At 67.7% G+C, this 19,738-nt stretch carries 20 protein-coding genes; 10 read left to right on the plus strand and 10 right to left on the minus strand.

The genetic code is table 11. From position 1 onward, the window contains the following. Window positions 1–24: 24 nt before the first annotated feature. The gene (locus HV701_RS22910) at window positions 25–534 is read right to left on the minus strand and encodes a P-loop nucleotide/nucleoside kinase family protein (protein WP_175135301.1); all 510 of its coding nucleotides are present in this window, start codon (window positions 532–534) and stop codon (window positions 25–27) included. Between the two features lie 155 nt (window positions 535–689). On the opposite strand from HV701_RS22910, the gene HV701_RS22915 reads away from it, so the two are divergent. After that, on the plus strand, window positions 690–1,283 hold the full coding sequence (locus HV701_RS22915; protein ID WP_420867826.1) for a GNAT family N-acetyltransferase: 594 nt from the start codon (window positions 690–692) through the stop codon (window positions 1,281–1,283). A 91-nt stretch (window positions 1,284–1,374) separates the two neighbouring features. Next, a complete protein-coding gene (locus HV701_RS22920; protein WP_175135302.1) occupies window positions 1,375–1,617 on the plus strand; it encodes a hypothetical protein in 243 nt (80 codons plus the stop codon). Between the two features lie 52 nt (window positions 1,618–1,669). Here the strand turns inward: HV701_RS22920 and HV701_RS22925 are convergent, their stop codons facing one another. Genes HV701_RS22925 through HV701_RS22935 form a run of 3 tightly spaced genes read right to left on the minus strand, consistent with a single transcriptional unit; the run spans window position 1,670 to window position 5,489 of the window. Beyond that, on the minus strand, window positions 1,670–2,986 hold the full coding sequence (locus HV701_RS22925; protein ID WP_175135303.1) for a c-type cytochrome: 1,317 nt from the start codon (window positions 2,984–2,986) through the stop codon (window positions 1,670–1,672). Between the two features lie 10 nt (window positions 2,987–2,996). Then, window positions 2,997–4,772 (minus strand): GMC family oxidoreductase, encoded by a 1,776-nt coding sequence (locus HV701_RS22930; RefSeq protein ID WP_175135304.1) that lies wholly within the window; start codon window positions 4,770–4,772, stop codon window positions 2,997–2,999. Between the two features lie 3 nt (window positions 4,773–4,775). Then, a complete protein-coding gene (locus HV701_RS22935; RefSeq protein WP_175135305.1) occupies window positions 4,776–5,489 on the minus strand; it encodes a gluconate 2-dehydrogenase subunit 3 family protein in 714 nt (237 codons plus the stop codon). A gap of 360 nt (window positions 5,490–5,849) precedes the next feature. On the opposite strand from HV701_RS22935, the gene HV701_RS22940 reads away from it, so the two are divergent. Beyond that, window positions 5,850–6,410, plus strand: coding sequence for a hypothetical protein (locus HV701_RS22940; protein ID WP_175135306.1), 561 nt, complete (start codon window positions 5,850–5,852; stop codon window positions 6,408–6,410). 39 nt (window positions 6,411–6,449) lie between these two features. Here the strand turns inward: HV701_RS22940 and HV701_RS22945 are convergent, their stop codons facing one another. Further along, a complete protein-coding gene (locus HV701_RS22945) occupies window positions 6,450–7,901 on the minus strand; it encodes an MFS transporter (protein ID WP_175135307.1) in 1,452 nt (483 codons plus the stop codon). Between the two features lie 188 nt (window positions 7,902–8,089). Here HV701_RS22945 and HV701_RS22950 point away from each other — a divergent pair, with 188 nt between their 5' ends. Both HV701_RS22950 and HV701_RS22955 read left to right on the plus strand, forming a co-directional pair. Further along, on the plus strand, window positions 8,090–9,001 hold the full coding sequence (locus HV701_RS22950; RefSeq protein ID WP_175135308.1) for a LysR family transcriptional regulator: 912 nt from the start codon (window positions 8,090–8,092) through the stop codon (window positions 8,999–9,001). 29 nt (window positions 9,002–9,030) lie between these two features. Then, on the plus strand, window positions 9,031–9,522 hold the full coding sequence (locus HV701_RS22955) for a GNAT family N-acetyltransferase (RefSeq protein ID WP_175135309.1): 492 nt from the start codon (window positions 9,031–9,033) through the stop codon (window positions 9,520–9,522). Window positions 9,523–9,569: 47 nt separating this feature from the next. Here HV701_RS22955 and HV701_RS22960 read toward each other — a convergent pair whose 3' ends face one another. The 5 genes from HV701_RS22960 to HV701_RS22980 form a co-directional block, all read right to left on the minus strand. Next, window positions 9,570–9,980: a MerR family transcriptional regulator gene (locus tag HV701_RS22960; protein ID WP_175135310.1), complete on the minus strand. Its 411-nt coding sequence runs from the start codon at window positions 9,978–9,980 to the stop codon at window positions 9,570–9,572. Window positions 9,981–10,126: 146 nt separating this feature from the next. Next, entirely contained in the window at window positions 10,127–10,888 is a 762-nt protein-coding gene (locus tag HV701_RS22965; protein WP_175135311.1) for a DUF4198 domain-containing protein, read from the minus strand. Window positions 10,889–11,353: 465 nt separating this feature from the next. Further along, window positions 11,354–12,934, minus strand: coding sequence for a bifunctional aminoglycoside phosphotransferase/ATP-binding protein (locus HV701_RS22970; RefSeq protein WP_175135312.1), 1,581 nt, complete (start codon window positions 12,932–12,934; stop codon window positions 11,354–11,356). 38 nt (window positions 12,935–12,972) lie between these two features. After that, entirely contained in the window at window positions 12,973–15,633 is a 2,661-nt protein-coding gene (locus tag HV701_RS22975; RefSeq protein ID WP_175135313.1) for a cation-translocating P-type ATPase, read from the minus strand. Between the two features lie 15 nt (window positions 15,634–15,648). Continuing rightward, on the minus strand, window positions 15,649–16,236 hold the full coding sequence (locus HV701_RS22980) for a hypothetical protein (protein ID WP_175135314.1): 588 nt from the start codon (window positions 16,234–16,236) through the stop codon (window positions 15,649–15,651). A gap of 363 nt (window positions 16,237–16,599) precedes the next feature. Here HV701_RS22980 and atpD point away from each other — a divergent pair, with 363 nt between their 5' ends. Genes atpD through HV701_RS23005 form a run of 5 tightly spaced genes read left to right on the plus strand, consistent with a single transcriptional unit; the run spans window position 16,600 to window position 19,730 of the window. Next, entirely contained in the window at window positions 16,600–18,030 is a 1,431-nt protein-coding gene (gene atpD / locus HV701_RS22985; RefSeq protein WP_175135332.1) for a F0F1 ATP synthase subunit beta, read from the plus strand. Next, complete coding sequence (locus tag HV701_RS22990; RefSeq protein ID WP_217467982.1) at window positions 18,027–18,497, plus strand: F0F1 ATP synthase subunit epsilon; 471 nt, start codon at window positions 18,027–18,029, stop codon at window positions 18,495–18,497. Before atpD ends, HV701_RS22990 begins: the two co-directional genes overlap by 4 nt. Then, window positions 18,494–18,775 (plus strand): AtpZ/AtpI family protein, encoded by a 282-nt coding sequence (locus HV701_RS22995; RefSeq protein WP_175135315.1) that lies wholly within the window; start codon window positions 18,494–18,496, stop codon window positions 18,773–18,775. Before HV701_RS22990 ends, HV701_RS22995 begins: the two co-directional genes overlap by 4 nt. Beyond that, window positions 18,772–19,059, plus strand: coding sequence for an N-ATPase subunit AtpR (locus HV701_RS23000; RefSeq protein ID WP_175135316.1), 288 nt, complete (start codon window positions 18,772–18,774; stop codon window positions 19,057–19,059). The genes HV701_RS22995 and HV701_RS23000 overlap by 4 nt, the downstream gene beginning before the upstream one ends. Continuing rightward, window positions 19,059–19,730, plus strand: a complete 672-nt coding sequence (locus tag HV701_RS23005; protein ID WP_175135317.1) for a F0F1 ATP synthase subunit A — start codon at window positions 19,059–19,061, stop codon at window positions 19,728–19,730. Before HV701_RS23000 ends, HV701_RS23005 begins: the two co-directional genes overlap by 1 nt. Window positions 19,731–19,738: the final 8 nt, after the last annotated feature.

Genomic DNA, 19,738 nt, shown 5'->3' on the forward strand with positions numbered 1-19,738 from the left:
GCCGCACCATCCCGAACCCTCGGCTTACCCCTGCCCGTAGCGCACGATCTCGAACCCCTCGTCGTCCTGCGGTGCCACGAAATACGCCGTGATGGCGTCGTACTGCGCCTCGCTGGTGGTGAACGGATGCGTGCCGGATTGATTGCGGGCCCGCAACCGCGCCTTGCAGACCGCGTCGGGCAGATCCAGGAAATGCAGTTGGTGGCGGCACCCCGCCGCGTCGACCACCTGGCGCAGCCACGCCCGGCTGGCACGCGTGTTGGCGGGAAAATCCAGCACCACCGACAACCCCGCCCGGACCAGCGCGGCGACATGGCCGCCCATCGCCTGGCGCAGGCGGCCGGCACAGCGCGCATAATCCGCCACCTCGCGGATCTCGCCGGGGTACAGGGCCGCCAGCCAGGCATCCTCGCTGATCAGCACGGTGCGCGGTAGCGATGCCAGCCGCACCGCCAGGGTCGATTTGCCAGCGCCGATCTTGCCGCACAGCAAGTGCAGCACGGCGGCTGGGGACGATTCGGAATGTGATTGCATGGCATGCCTCGGAAAAAAACCAATCGGCGAGCCAACAAAAAACCCGCCGCTGGCGGGTTGATGTCGCGATGATCCGACGCGCGCTAACCCACCCTGTTGCCAATGGGGGGAATAATCGCGGCGGACGGACGCGGCAGGCGCTTCATGCGATGATAATGCCCGCCGCCCGCGCCGCCGTCAAACCGGCCGCCTTCCGCGTTGCCGATTTCCCGTGCCACCCCACCCAGGAACCCATGCCCGCCGCTCCCGTCACCCTGCGCCAGGCGACCGCCCGCGACGCCGACACCATCGCCGCCATGCACGCCGCCAGTTGGGCCGCCACTTATCGCGGCCTGCTGCCCGATGGCTTCCTTGACGCCGGCCTGGCCGACAATCGCCGGGTGCACTGGCAGGAGCAACTGCGCGGGAGCGATGCCGACGCGCAGGCGGTATTCATCGCCGAACAGGCCGGACAGCCGATCGGTTTCGTCTGCGCCAAGCAGGAACGCGACCATCCTGACGACGTCCTGCTGGACAACCTGCACGTACTGGCGCCGCATCAGGGCGCTGGCGCCGGCAAGCTGATGGTGGCGCGCGCCACCGACTGGGCCCGCGCCCGCGGCGCATCGCGGCTGTACCTGTACGCCCTGGAAGGCAACAACCGCGCCATCGCGTTCTACGAACGCCAGGGCTGGCGGCACACCGGCACCGAAAGTGACCAGATCGGCGGCATCGCCGTGCAGGCGCGTCGCTACGAGCGGCCGGTGTAGCGACACGCGCCCCGGATTGCGAGTAAGGTATGCCTGAGAGGCCTTCATCGTCCGGCACGCCGGCCCGTGCCACCTGCAGGAACCGCGCATCATGACTACCCTTCACCCGGCACTGCGCCCCCTCCTGGCCGCGATTGCCTGTGCATCGCTCGCCAGCTGCGCCAACCCGCCGGCCCGCGGCACGGATCTGGACTATCGCAGCCGCCCGCCCTCGGCCACGCAGGGCGCGACCAGCGCCCCGGGCCAACGCCTGAACATCCAGACCGGCGAGGGTGAACGCCTGAATCTGCCCTGGTTCATCCAGGACACGCAGAACCTGATCAATCGCCAGTGAGCCTGGCGGGGCGCATCAGCGCGCCGCGGGCCGGGCGGCCCGCGGCGGGCGATTACCGCGCCGGCGCCTTGGCCGCGCCCACTTCCTTGCGCACCTTGGCCACGTCCGAGGCGCTGACCGCCGCGCCCTGGTTACCCCAGCTGGCGCGCACGAAACTCACCACGTCGGCGACCTCTTTGTCCGTCAAGCGCCAGTCGAAGCCCGGCATCGCATACGCCGTGGGCGCCGCCGAGGTCCCCGGCATCTGCGCACCCTTGAGCACGATGTGGATCAACGACGCGGGATCGGCCGAGTTGACGGTCGAACTCAGCGCCAACTGCGGGAAGGTCTCCGCATAGCCCTTGCCGGTGCTGCGGTGGCAGGCCGCGCAGTTGTTCAGGAACGTCATCGCGCCATCGCTCGTATCCTTGCCGGTGCGCAGGGCCTGCGCCACGGTGTCGTTGTAGGCGAGCGCCTTGGTGGCGTCCTTGTTCACCGGCGGCAGGCTCTTCAGGTATACCGCGATGGCATTGACGTCGGCGTCGGTCAAATGCTGGGTGCTGTCCTGCACCACCTGCGCCATGCCGCCGAACGCGGCCGAGTGGCCGTTGCGCCCGGACTTCAGGAAGGCTGCAATGTCCTCCTTGCTCCAGGCGCCCAGGCCGTCCACCATGTCGCCGCGCAGGTTCTTGGCGACCCAGCCATCGACCACGCCACCGGACAGGAAGGCCGAACCGTCGGCGGCGGTCAACGCCTTTTCCTGCAGGGCGAAGCCGCGCGGGGTGTGGCAGGTGCTGCAATGGCCCAGGCCCTCGACCAGGTACTGGCCGCGCAGCAGCGCCTGCTTGTCGGCGTCGTTGGCGGCAGTGGCGGTGACCGGCGCGGTGGCGACGTCGGGCGCGAACATCCAGCGCCACACGCCCAGCGGCCAGCGCATCGACAGCGGCCAGGTGATGTCGGTGTCCTTGTTGGCCTGCTTGACCGGCGCGACGCCGTGCATGAAGTAGGCATACAGGGCCTTGACGTCCTCCGGCGAGACCTTGGCGTAGGACGTGTACGGCATCGCCGGATAGAGCGAATGACCGTCCTTGGCCACGCCATGGCGCACAGCGCGGTCGAAATCCTCCAACGTGTAGTTGCCGATGCCCGTGTCCTTGTCGGGCGTGATGTTGGTGGAATAGATGGTGCCCAGCGGCGAATCGATGCCCAGGCCGCCGGCAAAGGGCTTGCCGTCCTTGGCCGTATGGCAGGCGATGCAGTCGCCGGCGCGCGACAGATATTCGCCCTGCTTGATCAGCTGCGCATCGGCGCTGGCGGGCGTGCCGTCGGCGGCCCAGGCGGCGCCAGCGGCCAGGACGGAAAGCGCGGCAACAATGCTCTTCATCATCATTGTCGGCTCCTTATGCCTGCACCAGCGGGCCGGGGTTCTTCAGGTATTGCTCGCGGATCGCTTGCGCGGCCCAGTACGCCAGGGCTCCCACCAGGCCGGTCGGGTTGTAGCCCATGTTCTGGGGGAACACGCAGGCGCCCATCACGAACACGTTGGGCACGTCCCAGCTCTGCAGATACTTGTTGACCACGCTTTCCCTGGGGTTGGCGCCCATGATGGCGCCGCCGGTGTTGTGCGTGCTCTGGTAGACCCGCGTGTCGTAGTGCGAGCCCTTCTTGCGCACGGCCACGAAGTGCTTCTCGGGCTTCATGGCCTTGGCCACATCCTCCATGCGCTTGCCCATGTAGCCGAGCATATCGAATTCGTTGTCGTGCCAATCGAAGGTCATGCGCAACAGCGGCTGGCCGAAGCTGTCCTTGTAGGTCGGATCGAGCGACAGGTAGGCATCGCGGTACGACATGACCGAACCGGACATGCCGATCGTCATGTAGCGCTGATAGGCGTCCTGCACGCCGGCCTTCCAGGCCGTTCCCCAACTGGGCGTCCCCGGCGTGGTGGGCGTCTGCTTGATGGGACGGCCGCCGTAGCGCACGTGGCGGATGCTGGCGCCGCCGATGAACCCCAGCGGGCCATGATCGAACTGGTCGCCGTTCAGGTCGTCCATGCTCACGCCGCCGGCTCCCGTTCCCACGAACGGATTGAGCTGCGTGCCCTTGGGCAGCAGCACATTGATGGCGCCGTTCATCTGATAGGCGTAGTTCTTGCCGACCACTCCTTCATTGGTCTTGGGATCGTACGGCTTGCCGATGCCCGACAGCAGCAGCAGGCGCACATTGTGCATCTGATAGGCCGACAGGATCACCAGGTCGGCGGGCTGCTCGATCTCGCGGCCCTGGGCGTCGATATACGTCACGCCGACGGCCTTCTTGCCGGTCGAATCGAGGTTGACCTTGATCACGTGCGAATGGGTGCGCAGCTCGAAGTTGGGCTTTTTCAGCAGCACCGGCAGGATGGTGGTCTGCGGCGAAGCCTTCGAATACATGTAGCAGCCGTAGTTCTCGCAGAAGCCACAGAAATTACAGGGGCCCAGGCGCACGCCGTACGGGTTGGTGTACGGGCCGGAGGCATTGGCCGCGGGCGCCGGATACGGATGGAAGCCCACTTCACGCGCAGCCTTCTCGAACAATTGCGCGCCGTAGGTGGTGGTCAGCGGCGCCAGCGGATATTCCTTGCTGCGCTTGCCTTCCAGCGGGTTGCCGCCCTCGACGATCTGGCCGTTGAGGTTGCCGGCCTTGCCCGAAGTGCCGCATACGTATTCGAACTTGGTGAAAAAGGGCTCCAGTTCATCGTAGGTGACGCCGAAGTCCTGGATCGTCATGCCTTCGGGGATGAAACTCTTGCCGTAGCGCGTTTCGTAGCGGGTGCGCAGTTCCAGTTCCTCGGGCAGCACGCGGTAGTGCATGCCGTTCCAGTGAAAGCCCGCGCCCCCGACGCCCGTCCCCAGCAGGAACGAGCCATTCTGGCGATACGGCACGGCCACGTCGTCCACGCCGTGCCGTATCGTCACGGTCTCCTTGGACAGATCCTGGAACAGCTTGCCGCGCACCGAGTACGCCAGCTCATCCAGCACCTTGGGGTATTCCGCTTCCTTGGGGGTGTCCTGCATGGCGCCGCGCTCCAGCGCCAGCACCTGCAGCCCGGCCTCGGTCAACTCCTGGCCCAGGATCGCCCCGGTCCAGCCGAAGCCCACCAGCACCGCGTCGACTTTGTCTTTCTTGATCGCCATGGCTTATCCCCTTTCCCCGGAAATCGACACAGGTCCATAGGGATACTTGACGTTGGGCTGGTCGGCCCAGTCCATGAAGTCGCCGCGCGCGCCCGGGAATCCCACCATCTTCCAGCCCACCATGTTCTTGTTGCCGCCGTACATGGGATCGGCGAAGAAGCCTTCCTTGGTATTGCTGAGCAGGAAACTGAAGAAGGTCTTGGCGGGCACGGTATCGAATTCGATCTTGCCGGCCTGCAGATCCTTCAGGATCTGTTCCTGCAAGGGCTTATCCAACTCAGCGTAGAGCTTGCCATGGGTTTTCTTGCACCAGGCATCACAGGCCTGGATGCCGTGGCGGTAAACCTCGCGCGGGTTCTGGTTGATCTGGTAGCCCAGCTCGGGCGCCACGTCGGGATGGAACGGCCCCTGCATGTACCAGAGCTTGCCGTGGCCATACGGCGTTTCCATCTGGCGGTCGATGAACTCGGGCACGCCGGCCTCGATGGCGCCGGGGCCGTACTGGTCAGCGGGGATCAGGTGATCGACCGCAGCCACGATGAAGTTCCATTCGGGCGGGGTGAAGTAAGTGGGTTCGTAGGGTTTGGCGCCGCGCGCCGAACCGGTGTCGGCGGCGTTGGTACAGCCGGTGGCCGCTACGCCCACCGCCAGCGTCGACGCGGGCACGATGGCCAACGCCTGCAGAAACCGCCTGCGCGGCTTTGCATCTTCTGTCATAGACATCTCCGTGAAAGTTCCAAGTCGTCCTAGCGCACAGCCGAACATGCACCCCTGGAAACACGAACTGCCGGGCCGCGCCCTGGTGACAACGCGCTCTTCTTCGTTACAGAAAAACGGACCGATCCTTGAAAAGGGACACAAGGAAAGGTGGCCCCCATTATGCGCTTTTCAGACCAACTGATCTGCTCTACCGACCGGATCAGATCGATTTTCTTGACTTGGGATTTACTTTTGCATTAAGGACATTGTCAGAAGGAGCCATGCCCAGGTCGGGCCGGTATAGTGCGCAGGCGCGCTTGCGCCCGCCGCCGGCCCTCGCCGCCCTCGATAACAAACGTTACTCATGGAAACCATTCAATGACGGAACAAAGCAAGACCTGGCGCGCCACCACCCGCACTTGGTCGGTATCGAGTGACACGCCCGAAGCGCGCGACGCCGGCACCGGTCAGTTGATCGGCGTCAGCGAGCAGTGGCGCTACGAAAGCAGCGACGATGACGGCGATGGCCCTTTCTCGGTCGAGATCAATAACGGCGCGGTCACGGTGAACGGCCGCCACTACGGCAGCCTGGACGCAGTGCCGCGCGCCGAGCGCGAGCGCATCGAGGCGGTGCGCGACAGCCTGTCCGGCGACGGCCTGCTGAGCCTGTTGCGGCAGGCCGGCGTGGACACCCGCGTCCTGGGCGCAGCGGCCGTCCGCGACAACCCGGCCAAGCCCGACTTCGTCATCGAGACAGATATCCCCGACGTACGCGCAGCGGCCACGCCCGGCCAGTTGGCGCCGCCGCCCACGCCGGTGGATGCCGGCAGCGCCGCGCCGGGCGCCGTGCCGCAAAGCGGCGGCCTGCGCCGCATCGTGCTGATCGCCGTGGCGCTGGGCCTGGCCTGGGCGGCCTTGCGGCTGACCGGCGTGGTCTGAGCCGTCACCGGCGTGCGCGGGCACGCCGCGCCTGTTGCGTCATACCGCGCGGCCGGCGCCGCGGTTTCGCCACGCGATGACGAATCCGCCCGCGCCCAACACCGCGGCCACGGCGAACGTCAGCGTCATGCCTCGCGCCACCGCAGCGGGCGCGGCCATCGCCAGATCCGTCGCCCCCGCCCCGTGGGCGAACAGCGCGCCCAGGACCGACGCCCCGGTCACCAGCCCGAGATTGCGCGACAGGTTGAGCATGCCCGCCACCAGGCCACGCTGCTCGGCGCCGATACTGGCCATGACGCCGGTGTTGTTGGCGGCCTGGAACGAGGCATAGCCGACCGTCAGCAGCGCGATCGGCCCCACATAACCGGCTACGCCCAGCGTGGCGGGCGCGGCCGCCAACAGCCCCGCGCCCGCCGCTACGGCGGCCAATCCGGCGCGGCTGACGCGGCCCGCGCCGAGGCGGTCCACCAACCGCCCCGCCGGCACACCGCACAGCGCGCTGACCACCGGTCCCACCGACATCACCAGCCCGACCGCCGCCGCCCCCAGCCCCAACGCCTGTGTCAGATAGAACGGGCCGACCACGAAAGTGGCCATGATGACCGTCGACACCAGCGCATTGGTGGCCAATCCGGTGCGCAGGTCCGGGCGCCGCAGCAAGGCCGGACGCAGCAGCGGCGCCGTAGCCCGCGCCTCGACCCGCAGGAACAGCCAGCCCCCGGCGACCGCGGCCAGCAGCAGGCCGGCATTGAGCGCGCCGAAGCTTCCACGACCCAGCGTCATGGCCAGCGCATACGCCACCAGCGCCGCCGCCAGCATCACCGTGCCAACGACATCGAACGAGGCCGGCCGCGCCGCCCGCGGCCGATCGGCCGGCAGGTATCGGTACGCCAAGCCCATCGCCACCAGACCCAGCGGCAGGTTCAACAGAAAAATGGCGCGCCAGCCCGGCCCGGCGATCAAGGCTCCGCCCAGCGTCGGCCCGAGCGCCGTCCCCACCGCCGACATCGTGCCCAGCAATCCCATGGCGCTGCCGGCCCTGTCCTTGGGCAGCAGATCGCCAACGAAAGCCATCGTCAAGGCCATCATCACCGCCGCGCCCATCCCCTGCGCGACCCGCGCCGCCACCAGTTGCGTCAGCGTGGCGGCCATGCCGCAGGCGACCGACGCCAGCGTGAACACGGCGATCCCGGCCAGCAGCAGGCGCCGCCGACCCGCCATATCGCCCAGGCGCCCCGCCCCGACCACGCAGGAAGTGATCGCCAGCAGATACGCCAGCACGATCCATTGCACCTGCGAAAACGGCGCATGCAGCGCTTGCGCCAGGGTCGGCAGGCCGACATTGGCGCTGCTGGTGCCCAGCGAAGACAGCAGCATGGACAAGGCCAGGCCGGCCAACGCCCAGGCAGTATGGCGGCCGGCCAAGGCGGCAGGCGCGGGATTGCGTGGCGCTTGAGAAGCCGGCGCGGCATTCGGCGAGGATTGAGACATGATGATCCGTGATGAAGGGAAACAGGAGACAGCCGGCCGGCGATACGCGCCGGACCCGGACACCGGGCCGTTCAAGCCCGCAGCAATGCCAGCGTACGTCCGTCCCCGCCATGGCGGAAGACGCATGGTTTGCACTTTATTCGTGCATATGACGCCATCTCAGGCGGCCGCCGTGATAAGGTCGGCCGATGTCCCGCCCCGATCTGAACCTGCTGCTCACGCTCGACGTCCTGCTGACCGAAGGCAACGTCGCCCGCGCCGCGCGCCGGCTGCACTTGAGCCCGTCGGCCATGAGCCGGGCGCTGGCGCGCCTGCGTGAAACCACTGGCGACCCCCTGCTGGTGCGCGCCGGCCGTGGCCTGGTGCCCACGCCGCGCGCCCTGGAACTGCGCGAACAGGTCAGCCGCCTGGTGCAGGAAGCCCAGGACGTGCTGCGCCCGGCCGAACTGCTCGACCCCTCGCGCCTGACGCGCGGCTTCACGCTGCGCGCCAGCGATGGCTTCGTTGAATACTTCGGCCCGGCGCTGATCGCCCTCGTCCGCGATGAGGCGCCGGGCGTGCGGCTGCGCTTTATGCAAAAGCCCGATAAAGACAGCAAGCCGCTGCGCGAGGGCAGCGTTGACCTGGAAATCGGCGTGGTCGGCGCCGCCAGCAGCCCGGAGATCCGCACCCGCGCCCTGTTTCGCGACCGCTTCATCGGCGTCGTGCGCGCCGGCCATCCCCTGGCCAAGGGCCGGATGAGCGCGGCGCGCTACGCCGCCGGCCAGCACGCGCTGGTCTCGCGCCGTGGCCTGGACAAGGGCCCCATTGACGATGCGCTGCAAGCGCTCGGCCTGACACGCCAGATCGCCGTCATCGTCGCCGGCTTTTCCGACGCGATCGCCCTGGCGCGCGGTTCCGACCTGATCGCCAGCGTGCCCGAGCGCCATACCGCCAACCTGCGTGCCGGCATGCACAGCTTCACACTGCCGGTGCCGGTGCCCCTCGTCACTGTCTCGATGCTGTGGCATCCGCGCATGGATGCCGACCCGGCGCACCGCTGGCTGCGCGATTGCGTATGGCGGATATGCGCGCCAGGAACCGCTACCATAGGGGTTTAACTGTCATCACCGCACGCTGCCGTTTCACCATGCCTGCCTTGAAATTCCGTTCCCCCACCCCCGCCGACACCGACCGCTGCTTCGACATCGAAAGCACCGCCTACGAGGGCGACGAAGCCGCCACCCACGCCAAGATCGCCACCCGCATCGCCGACTATCCGCAAGGTTTCCTGTTGCTGGAAGAAGACGGCGCCATCGTCGGCTTCATCAACAGCGGCTGCGCCCACGAAGTGGTCATGGCGGACGAAGCCTTCAAGGAACTGGTGGGCCATGACCCGGCCGCGCCCAACGTGGTGATCATGTCGGTGGTGGTCGATCCGGCCCACCAGGGCAAGGGCCATGCCGCGCGGCTGATGCGCCGCTTCGTCGACGACTGCCGCCGCCAGGGCAAGCAGACCATCCACCTGATGTGCAAGGAACGCCACGTCGCGCTGTACGGCAAGCTCGGCTATCGTTACGTGCGGCCGTCGCCGTCCGACCATGGCGGCATGGCCTGGCATGAGATGGTGATGGATCTGTAGAGCAGGAAGAGCGGCCGGGCCAGGCCGCATCCGGCTTCGCGCCGCGCCTAGTCGATCTTGCCGAACACGCGCGCCAGCACGCGCTGCGCATCGGGGACGCCATCCGGGCCATCGGGCTGCGTCTGCACGTCGCGCATCAACGCCAGCAGTTGCTTCTTGCCGTGCAACAGCCGGCTCTCCAGCGATTCGATCTCGCTCACCTTGCGCCGCAGCGCCCGCAGCAGCGCATCGCGGTCCCATATCTTGCCATCGTCGGGCAGCAGCACCCGGATTTCATCCAGACTGAAGCCGACCTGCTGCGCGGTCGTGATCAGTTCCAGTGCCGAGATGGTCTCGGGCGGATAGGTGCGGTAGCCGTTGGGCCGCCGTGCCACGGCCCTCAACAATCCGGCGCTCTCGTAGAAGCGGATACGCGACGCGGTCAGCCCGGTGCGTTTGGCCAATTCGCCGATATTCACATTCTTGTCCTCTTCATCACATCACCGGCAGGAGCCGCGGCCCCAGGCCCGAGCGGACCGGACACCCGCGCCCGCGAGCGGCCGGGCCGCCGGACAGGGCCTTGCAGGTCTCGCCGGCCCGGTCCGCTGCCGTTACCGCCGCGGGCTTACTTGGCGGGCGTGGCGGCCGGCGGCAGCTTGTTGGGCGGCAGCGCCGGGCCGGCAGGCAGCGGCGCCGCGCCGTCCGGCTTCACGAATGTCAGCGTCGACACGTAGCCGATGCCGTCGTACGACTCGGGGCCGTTGGCGCCCTGGCGCTCGCCCGGCGTGCGGTCGATGTGCATGGCGCGCAGCACGTATTGACCCTTCCAGGGCAGGTCGAACGAGGCCTTGCCCTGCGCATCCGTGTAGGCCACTTTTTCCCAACCCGACTGCACCATGGCGACCAGCTTGGCCTTGGCCAGCGGCTGCCCCTTGAGCACCACCTGGAATTCGGCGGACTTGCCGGTGGGCACGATGTCCATGGTGAGCTTGGGTTGCGCCGCGACGCTTGCGTCGGCGACATAGCGCGCGCTCATCTGGAACCAGGCGTTGATGGGCTCGCCGCCGCCATGCTTGAACTTGCGCAGCGGCAGCGCCTTTTCTTCCGCCAGCAGGCTTTCGTTGTGCGCCGCCTTGGCCGACAACGTGAAGCCATCGGCCACCTTGGCCACCGTCAGCGGCGATTCCCCCTTGGGGGAAACCAGTCGGGCCGACAGCTTGGTGAACGTGTCGAGATAGCCCGGCGACGCTTCGCGCAGATTCTCGGCGAATTCGCCGAACCGGATGATGGCGGACTTGCCGGCCGGCTGCTCGATCCAGACCTGGTGCGCCTGCGCGGTGGCGGAAAGGCACAGCGCGGCGATCGCGATGGACAGGGTCTTCTTCATTGAATGCTCCAGAGGGTGAAAGACGGGGAAGAACAGGCCCCGCCGGAAGGCGCGAGCCCTCCCTGGCTGGAAAACCGGCGGCGCGCCCTGATGATCAAAGACGCTTGCGCATGTACGGCCAAAAATCCTGGCATTCGAAGACAACCCAAAATAACAACGAGAATCGCTCTGGATTATGTGGATGGCCCCGCCGATGTCAAGAATGCGGCCGGTCACGTCCGGCGCGTCTGGCCCGCTTGCGGGGCGCCGCGCGGCATGCCGTTTTCACTGTGCCGACAGCGTCTGACGGGGCGCTCCAAACGCGCGCGCGCCGGCCTGGAATGCCGCCGCAAAATCGGACTGCGCCTCAGCGGCCGGTTCTCAATGCCGCCGTTCGCGCTTGCAACCCATGCGGGGACGAAAATGCAAGGTTTCGGGAAAACCATTTGCGCAACGCCGGCTTCCTCACGCTCGCGGGCCCGGCGATCAGGGCGGCGCGCCGGCTGTCGGCGTTGCCGCGCCACGGGCGGCCTCCTCCTCTTCCAGTTGCCGCAACACGTGTTGCGCCGTCGCCTGTGCCGTTCCGCCCGCGTCCACCGACTGCCAGGACGACGCCACCGGCGAGCGCGCCAACTGCCGCTGCACGACGTCTTCATCGGCATCGGATGGGTCATTCACGCGGGCCTTGACGCGCGCCATCAAGGTCGCGGCTGGCGCTTGCAGCCAGAAGCCGGCAAAGCCCGCCCGCGCCTGCGTGGCGGCCTGCGCGATGCGCTCGCGGTCGGCCGGGCGGTCAAACACCGCGTCGGCAATCACACAACAACCCGCGGCCAGCAATTCGCGGGCGCGTCCGGCCTGCGCCGCATAGACCTGTTCGGACACCTCCAGGCCGTAGGCCCGGGCCGGCAGCCGCGCCTGCGCCTCGACGCCATGCAGCGCCTTGCGGATGCGGTCGCTGGACAATACCCGGGCGCCCGGCGGCGCGCCGACCGCCGACGCGATCGCCGCGGCCAGCACCGACTTGCCCGAACCGCTCAGGCCGCCCACCGCGACCAGCCGCGCCGCGCGCGGCGCCAGGCACGCCAGCCCGGTGTCCAGGTAGCGCAGGGCCTGCGCTTGCAGCCGCGCGCGCGCCGGCGCCGTCGTGGCGGCGGTGGCCTGAGTGGCGATGACGTGGGCGCGGATTGCCGCGCGCAGCGCCATGAAGGCCGGCATCAGCGGCAGGCCGTCTTCGTCGTCGCGCCGGTCCAGGTAATGGTTGAGCACCCGGTTGGCCTGCGGCGCCAGCCCGCGGCACCACAGGTCCATCAGCAGGAAAGCCAGGTCGTACAGCACATCGATAGTGGCCAGCGCCGTGTCGAACTCCAGGCAGTCGAACAAGGTGGGTTCGCCGTCAATCAGGCAGATATTGGCCAGGTGCAGGTCACCGTGGCAATGGCGCACTTTGCCGGCCTGTGCCCGTGCCTGCAACAACGGCGCGTGACGCGCCAGTTCGCGCCGCAGCGCCGCCTCCAGCGCGGCGGTCTTGGCGGGGGGCAGCGCTGGCAGCCCGGCGAACACCTGCGCATTGGTGGCGATCACGCCCGCCAGCCGCGCCCCGCTATCCACCGCCCGCGCCACCTGCGCGCGGTCATGGAAATCGGCGATCACGCACGCCAGGCGCTCGGCCAGTTGCGGTGACAGGCCGTCGCGGGTCACCACTGTGTCCAATAGCGCATCGTCGGCGAAGCGCCGCATTTCCACCACCGCGTCAACCAGCTCGCCCGGTCCATCGAACGACAATTCACCATCTTCCTGGCGGGTGATGCGCCGCACCGCCAGGTACAGCGCGGGCGCGGTGCGGCGGTTCAAGGCCAGCTCGCGTTCGCAGGCCTGCAGGCGGAGCGCCGGGGTGGACAGATCGATATAGGGCAACCGGATCGCGCGCTTGAGCTTGCAGGCGCGCGATCCGGCCAGCACGATGGTCGACAGATGCGTGCGCACCGTGGCGATGTCGGCCGCCGGCACGCCCTGGACTCGCGGGCAGGTCAGGAAAGCCAGTGTGGCGGACTGGTTGTCGGCGGTCATGCGTTCTCCCGGCAGTGAGAAAAACCTTGGCCCCGTGATTATCCCGCGGATGGCCGGCGGGCCCACCATTTCTCCAGCTCCGCCGCCCACACCACGACCGACGCCAGCGCCAGCAGCGTCGTCCACTCGGCCAATGACACGGGGCCCAATTGCAGGAGGCCGCCGAGTCCGGGCATGTACATCGCCGCGATATGCAGGCCCTGGGCCGCGGCGATGCCGACCAGCAGCAGCGGATTGGACCAGAATCCCGCACGAAACAGCGAGCGGCGCTCGGAGCGGCAGTTCAGCACCTGAAAGTTCTCGAACAGCACAAACAGCAACAGCAGGAGATTACGGGCGTGTTGCTCGGTGTAGCCCTGGGCGAGCAGCCAATAGAACGTCAAGAAGCCGCCGCCGCCCATGACCACGACGGCGAACCAGACCTTGCGCATCACGGCCCGGTCGAAGATCGGCTCGGCCGGCTTTCTCGGCGGTCGCGCCAATTCGTCGCCATCACCGCGCTCGGCCGCCAGCGCCACGTCCTGGATGCCATTTGTCACCAGGTTCAGCCACAACAACTGGGTCGGCAGCAGCGGCATGGGCAGGCCGAGCGGAATGGCCAGCAGGAACAGCGCAACCTCGGCCGCGCCGGTCGAGACCAGCATGATGACCACCTTGCGGATGTTGCCGTAGGCGATCCTGCCTTCCTTGATGCCACGGACGATCGACGCGAAATTATCATCGGTAATGACGATGTCGGCGCTTTCCTTGGCCAGTTCAGTGCCTTTGCCACCCATGGCCACACCCACGTGAGCGTGCTTGAGCGCCGGCGCATCGTTGACGCCGTCTCCGGTGACGGCCACAAAGTGGCCCAGCCGCGCCAACGCCAGAACGATCGCCAGCTTCTGCACGGGCTTCACCCGGGCATAGATACGGGCAAGACGGACCAGGCGGTCCAATTCACCCACGCCGGCGGCCTCGGCGCGGCGCACCTGGTCGCCGGTCACCACCTGTTCCGGGGCGAATAGCATCCCCGCCTGCCGGCCGATCGCCGTCGCGGTGACCGGATCGTCGCCGGTCACCACGCAGACCTCGATGCCGGCCTGGTAACACTGTTGGATGGCCGCGGGCACCTCGGCCCGCAGGGGGTCCTTCATGCCCGCGAAGCCCAGGAACGTCAACGCCGACAGCGATGCGTGGTCGTACTTCCCATCGCTTCGCCGGGCGACGGTGCCGCTCGCGAACGCCAGGACGCGCAGGCCCTGCGCGGCCAGCGCGTCCTTCATGCGCAACAGGGCAGCGCGGTCCAGCGCCCCCGCCGCCAGCGGGTCCTGGCTGCGCGAACACATTGCGAGCAGCGCATCCGCGGCGCCCTTCACGAATACATGGATGGCACCCTCGTGCTCATGAAAGGACGCCGCATACGCGCGGTCCGGCTCGTACGGAACCCGCGCCATCAGGGGATAGGCCTGCGACAGACCGTCGCCCGTCACGCCCAGTTCGCGCGCCATGCGCAACAGCGCGAGATCCACGCTATCGCCACTACCCTCCCATTGGCCCCGCACCACGGCCAAGCGCGCCTCATTGGGCAGGACGGCGGCCGCGAGCAGGGCCTGGAGCCATCCGTCGCCAGGCTGCGCGGCGGCGTCCCACCGACCGCAATCGCAGGTCAGTGTCGAACCCTCGGCAAGCGCAAGCGTCGTGACCACCAGTTCGTTGCGTGTCAAGGTACCGGTCTTGTCGGTCGCGATCACGGTGCACGACCCCAACGCTTCCACCGCCGGCATGCGCCGCACGATGACGTGGGATCGGGCCATGCGGCGCATGCCAATCGCCAGCGTCACGGAGATCGCCACCGGCAGTCCCTCCGGAATCGCGCTGACGGCCAGGCCGACGGCCATCATGAACAGCGCCTCGGCGGGCATGCCGCGCACGGCGCCCACCACCGCCAGCAGCGCCACCGCGCCGACGATCGCAATGGCGATACGGCCCGAGAATTGCTCCATGCGGATGACCAAGGGCGGCTGCGTCACCGACTTGCCGCGCAATTGGTCGGCGATCGCGCCCAATTCGGTGGCAACGCCGGTCGCGGTGACCACCCCGCGCCCGCGTCCGCGCACCACCAGCGTGCCGGCGAACAAGCGCGAAGCGGCCTCGCTCGCGCCTGCCTGCGCTCCCGCGACGACATGCTTGCCGACAGGCAGCGACTCGCCCGTCAACAGGGACTCATCGCATTGCAGATCGGCCGAGCCGGCCAGCGCCAGGTCGGCCGGCACCCGCGCGCCGGCTTCCAGCAGCACGACATCCCCCGGCACCAGCTCCACCGCCGGGATTTCCTGCTGCCGGTCATCGCGGATCACGACGGCCTTGGGCTCCTCCAGCCTGCGCAGCGCCGCCGAAGCCTGGTTGGCGGAATGTTCCTGCAACGTGCCGATGATGCCATTGGCCAACAGCACGAGGCCGATGAAACCGGCATCGCTGAGATCGCCCAGCGCGACCGCCGTCAACGCCGCGGCCAGCAGCATGTAGATGAGCGGGCTGCGGAATTGCCGCAGGAACACCATCATCACGCCCGGCACCGGCATGCCGGGCAGCGCATTGGGTCCGTAGTGGTCCAGGCGCCTGCGGGCCTCGGCGGTCGTCAGGCCCGCCACGCCGGGACCATCAGGCCGGACACCGCCCTGGGGCGATGCGTCGTCCCGGGCGGTCGAAACCCGCATCGTCCGCAAGCCGCTTCAATTGCCGGCGGCCGGGGCGCCCGCGCGGCCGCCCTGCATCATCTGATGCCACATGAACTGCTGCATCAGCGACTGCTGCATGCCCATGTACTGGTCCATCATGTATTGGTGTTCCTTCAACTGGCGGTCGGTCATGCCAGAATAAAAACGCCGCATGTTCCCCCGGTTCTCCGGTCCGCCATTGCGCATGCCACTACCGGGACCATTGCCCGGGCCACTACCCGGGCCATTGCCCATCATCGGGCCGCCACGGCGCGGTCCGTACAAGCAACAGCCGCCCTCTTCCGCGCCGCGGATCGACTGCATCAGCTGCATCGTGCCTTGCATGGTTTCCCAGTGCTCCTGCAGCAAGCGCTGGCGCGCTTCGGGGTCCTGGGTCTTGCGCAGCGCGTCCATCTGATCCTGCATTTTCCGCATATTGGCTTCGGCCGCGCTCATCTGCTTGTCGAACTCAGCGACGTTATCCTTATTCTGGCTTGCGCGCGCCGGCGGCGAATCCGGGCCTGGCTTGGCCGGCTGGGCCCACAGCGGACCGGCGTTCAACGCCAGGGCGGCCAGCGCCGCTGCGATCGTGATTTTTTTCATGGTGATTCTTCCAGGGAGCATGACGGGGAATAACCCGCAACGCCACGCGGCCGAAGGTGAATCGTCGGTTCAGCATCGGCCACGCGAGCGGCGCGGCACCGTATTCACTCTACCCCCCGGGTCAATGCGCTTATTGACTAAACGCAATGTCGAGGCGACACGCCCAGTAGCCCCCCCCAACGCCGCTGCCGCATCCGCGGGCGGCCCCGACGACAACGCACAGCCTTGACTCAGATCAACTGCGGGCGACCCTGCCCATGTTCGAATCAATTGCATTAAGCGCCGAGCCGCACGTTACATCCCAATCGTAACGGATACAGGAAAGCAGGCATGTTGAAACCGATCGAACCTCTTCCGCCAAGCATGGGGCAGGTCTCTCGCGATACCCCGCTCGCGGGACAGTTGACAGCGGTCCACGGCTCGATCATCGACATCCGGTTCGCCCCGCAGGCGCTGCCGGCCATCAACGAAGGCATCGTCATTGAACACGATGACGGGCAGCCGCTACTTGCGGAAGTGCATCAGCACCTGGACGGCGCGACCGTGCGCGCGGTCGTGTTGGGTAACAGCACCGGCCTGCGCCGCGGCGCCACCGCGCGGGCGCTGGGCTCCCCGATCCGGGTACCGGTCGGCGATGCCGTGCTCGGGCGTTTGCTGAACGCCGTCGGCGAGCCCGCCGATCGCGCCCAGCCGCTGCCCGACGATACCCCCTACCGCCCCATACATGCGTCGGCGCCGGCACTGGATCGGGTCGGTCCGGCCCAGGAGATCTTCCATACCGGCATCAAGGTCATCGACCTGCTCGCCCCGCTCACCAAGGGCGGGAAAGCCGCCATGTTCGGCGGCGCCGGGGTCGGCAAGACGGTGCTCATCATGGAATTGATCCGCACCACGGTCCAGCGTCACGCCGGCATCTCGGTGTTCGCCGGTATCGGCGAACGCTCCCGCGAAGGGCATGAACTGCTGCTGGAACTGAAAGCCTCGGGCGTCCTGGCGCGCACCGCCCTCGTGTTCGGGCAGATGAACGAACCGCCGGGGCCGCGTTGGCGCGCCGGGCTGACGGCGCTGACCATTGCCGAGCATTTTCGAGACGAAAAGCACGAAAACGTGTTGCTGCTGATCGACAACGTCTACCGCCTGGTACAGGCCGGCGGCGAGGTTTCCGGACTGCTCGGGCGCCTGCCGTCGCGCGTCGGCTACCAACCCACGCTCGCCAGCGAAATCGCCGAACTGGAAGAACGCATCACATCGGTCGCCGGCGCGGCGATTACGTCGATCCAGGCCGTCTATGTACCGGCCGACGACTTCACCGACCCCGCGGTCGCCGAGATCTTCAGCCACCTGGACGCGTCGATTGTCCTGTCGCGCGACATGGCCAGCGAGGCCATGTATCCAGCGGTCGATCCCCTGGCGTCGACGTCGACCCTGCTCGATCCGCGCCTGGTCGGCGAGCGGCATTACCACGTGGCCCAAGCGGTGCGGAAAACCATCGCGCACTACCGCGAGCTGCAGGAGATCATTGCGCTGCTCGGCGTCGAAGAACTCAGCGCCGTGGATCGCCAGGCCGTCCAGCGCGCCCGGCGGCTCATGCGGTTCTTGACGCAGCCCTTCATGGTGACCGTCGCCTTTACCGGCAAGGAAGGCCGAACCGTCGAGGTTGCCGATACCCTGGAAGGATGCTGCGCCATCCTGGACGGCGAAGCGGACGCCTGGGCCGAAAGCTCGCTCTATATGATCGGCGGCATCGAGGAAGCCCGGGCACGCGAACGTGCCGCCGCCAAGGTGGGCGCATGAAGCCCGCCGACGGCATGCACCTGACCGTCGCCACGCCGCTGGCGATTATCGCCAACGTCGACACTGTCGCGCACCTGCGGGCGGAGGACGACACAGGCGCGTTCGGCATTCTGCGCGGCCACGCCGACTTCATCACGGCGCTGGCGGTCTCCGTGCTGAGCTGGCGCGAGCTGGACGGAACCGAGCATCACATTGCGGTTCGCGGCGGCATGTTGTCGGTGAGCGGCGGAAATACGATCACCGTCGCCACCCGCGAAGCTGTCGCGCGCGACGATCTGCGGCAACTCGAAACCGAAGTGCTGGCGAGCTTCCACCGCCGCAACGAAGCGGAGATCACCGCGCGCACCGACGCGCAGCGCCTCTATCTCGCGGCCATCCGGCAGATCTACCGTCTTTCGGGCGATTCCCCCCCCGACCGCTTGCCGCGCCTGGGCCGCGCGGCGGCGCCCGCCGGACTCGAATCATGACGACGCCCGACAACCACGAGCGGCTCAGGCAGGCGGTGCGCACGCGCCGCGAACGCCGCGAACGCTGGCAGCGCGAGGGCGAACGCTCGCTGGGGCAGAACATCGCCATGATCGGCGCGCTCGGCTGGACTATTGTCGCGCCAACGCTGCTCGGCATTCTTGCCGGCCGTTGGCTCGACCGGATCTGCAACAGTGGCGTGTTCTGGACATTGGGCCTGCTCGTGGCGGGCCTGGCCGCGGGCTGCGCCCTTGCCTGGAAAAGGATGCACAGCGAATGACCCTGGCGAACCTGATTTCCCATCCGGCAGTTGCCGTCGCGATGGCCTTGGCGGGCCTGGCAGTCGGGCTGGCGTACTTCGCGGCGCTCAGGCGCGGCGTGGCGCTCATGGTGGGCGGCAAAGGCTGGCTGGCCCCGCTCGCGCTGACGTTGGCGCGCCTCGGCGCGGCCGCCGGCTTCCTGTTCTTCGCGGCGCACCAGGGCGCCGTGCCGTTATTGGCCGCCCTTGCCGGGTTTCTGGCGGCGCGCGCGCTGATACTGCGTCCGCACAGGAGGGCCGACTGATGCAGGCCTCACCGCTGACAAGCACACTGCTTTTTCATATCGGCCCCGTGGCCATCACCCGCCCGGTGGTAACGACATGGGTCATCATGGCGGTACTGGCGCTCGCCTGTCGCTTCACCACCCGCCACCTGGCCCTGCAACCCAACGGCCGGCAGGCGGTTCTGGAGAGCATTGTCATGGGCATCGCCGGGCAGATCGAGGACGTCACGCGCAAGGACGCCCGGCCATTCCTGCCCCTGGTGGGCACGCTGTTCATCTTCCTGGTGGCCGCCAACCTCTCGGGCGTGCTGCCTGGCGTGCAAGCCCCCACCAGCAAAATCGAGACGCCCGCGGCGCTTGCGCTCATCGTGTTCTTCTCGGTTCACTATTTCGGGATACGGGCGCGCGGCCTTCGCGGCTACCTCGCCAGCTTTGCCCAACCCAGGCTGATCATGCTGCCGCTGAATGTGCTTTCCGAGATAACGCGCACCTTTTCACTGATGGTGCGGCTGTTCGGCAACGTCATGAGCGGCGAGTTCGTGATTGGCCTGGTCGTGGCGCTGGCGGGCCTGTTCGTGCCGATTCCGCTGATGGCGCTGGAGATCCTGGTCAGCCTGGTCCAGGCATACATCTTCACCGTGCTCGCAACCGTTTTCATCGGCGCCGCCGTCGGCGACGCCACGAAAGCATAAGGAGATTC

It is taken from the genome of Achromobacter pulmonis (assembly GCF_902859765.1).
In the GTDB taxonomy this organism is placed as follows: Bacteria; Pseudomonadota; Gammaproteobacteria; order Burkholderiales; family Burkholderiaceae_B; genus Achromobacter; species Achromobacter pulmonis.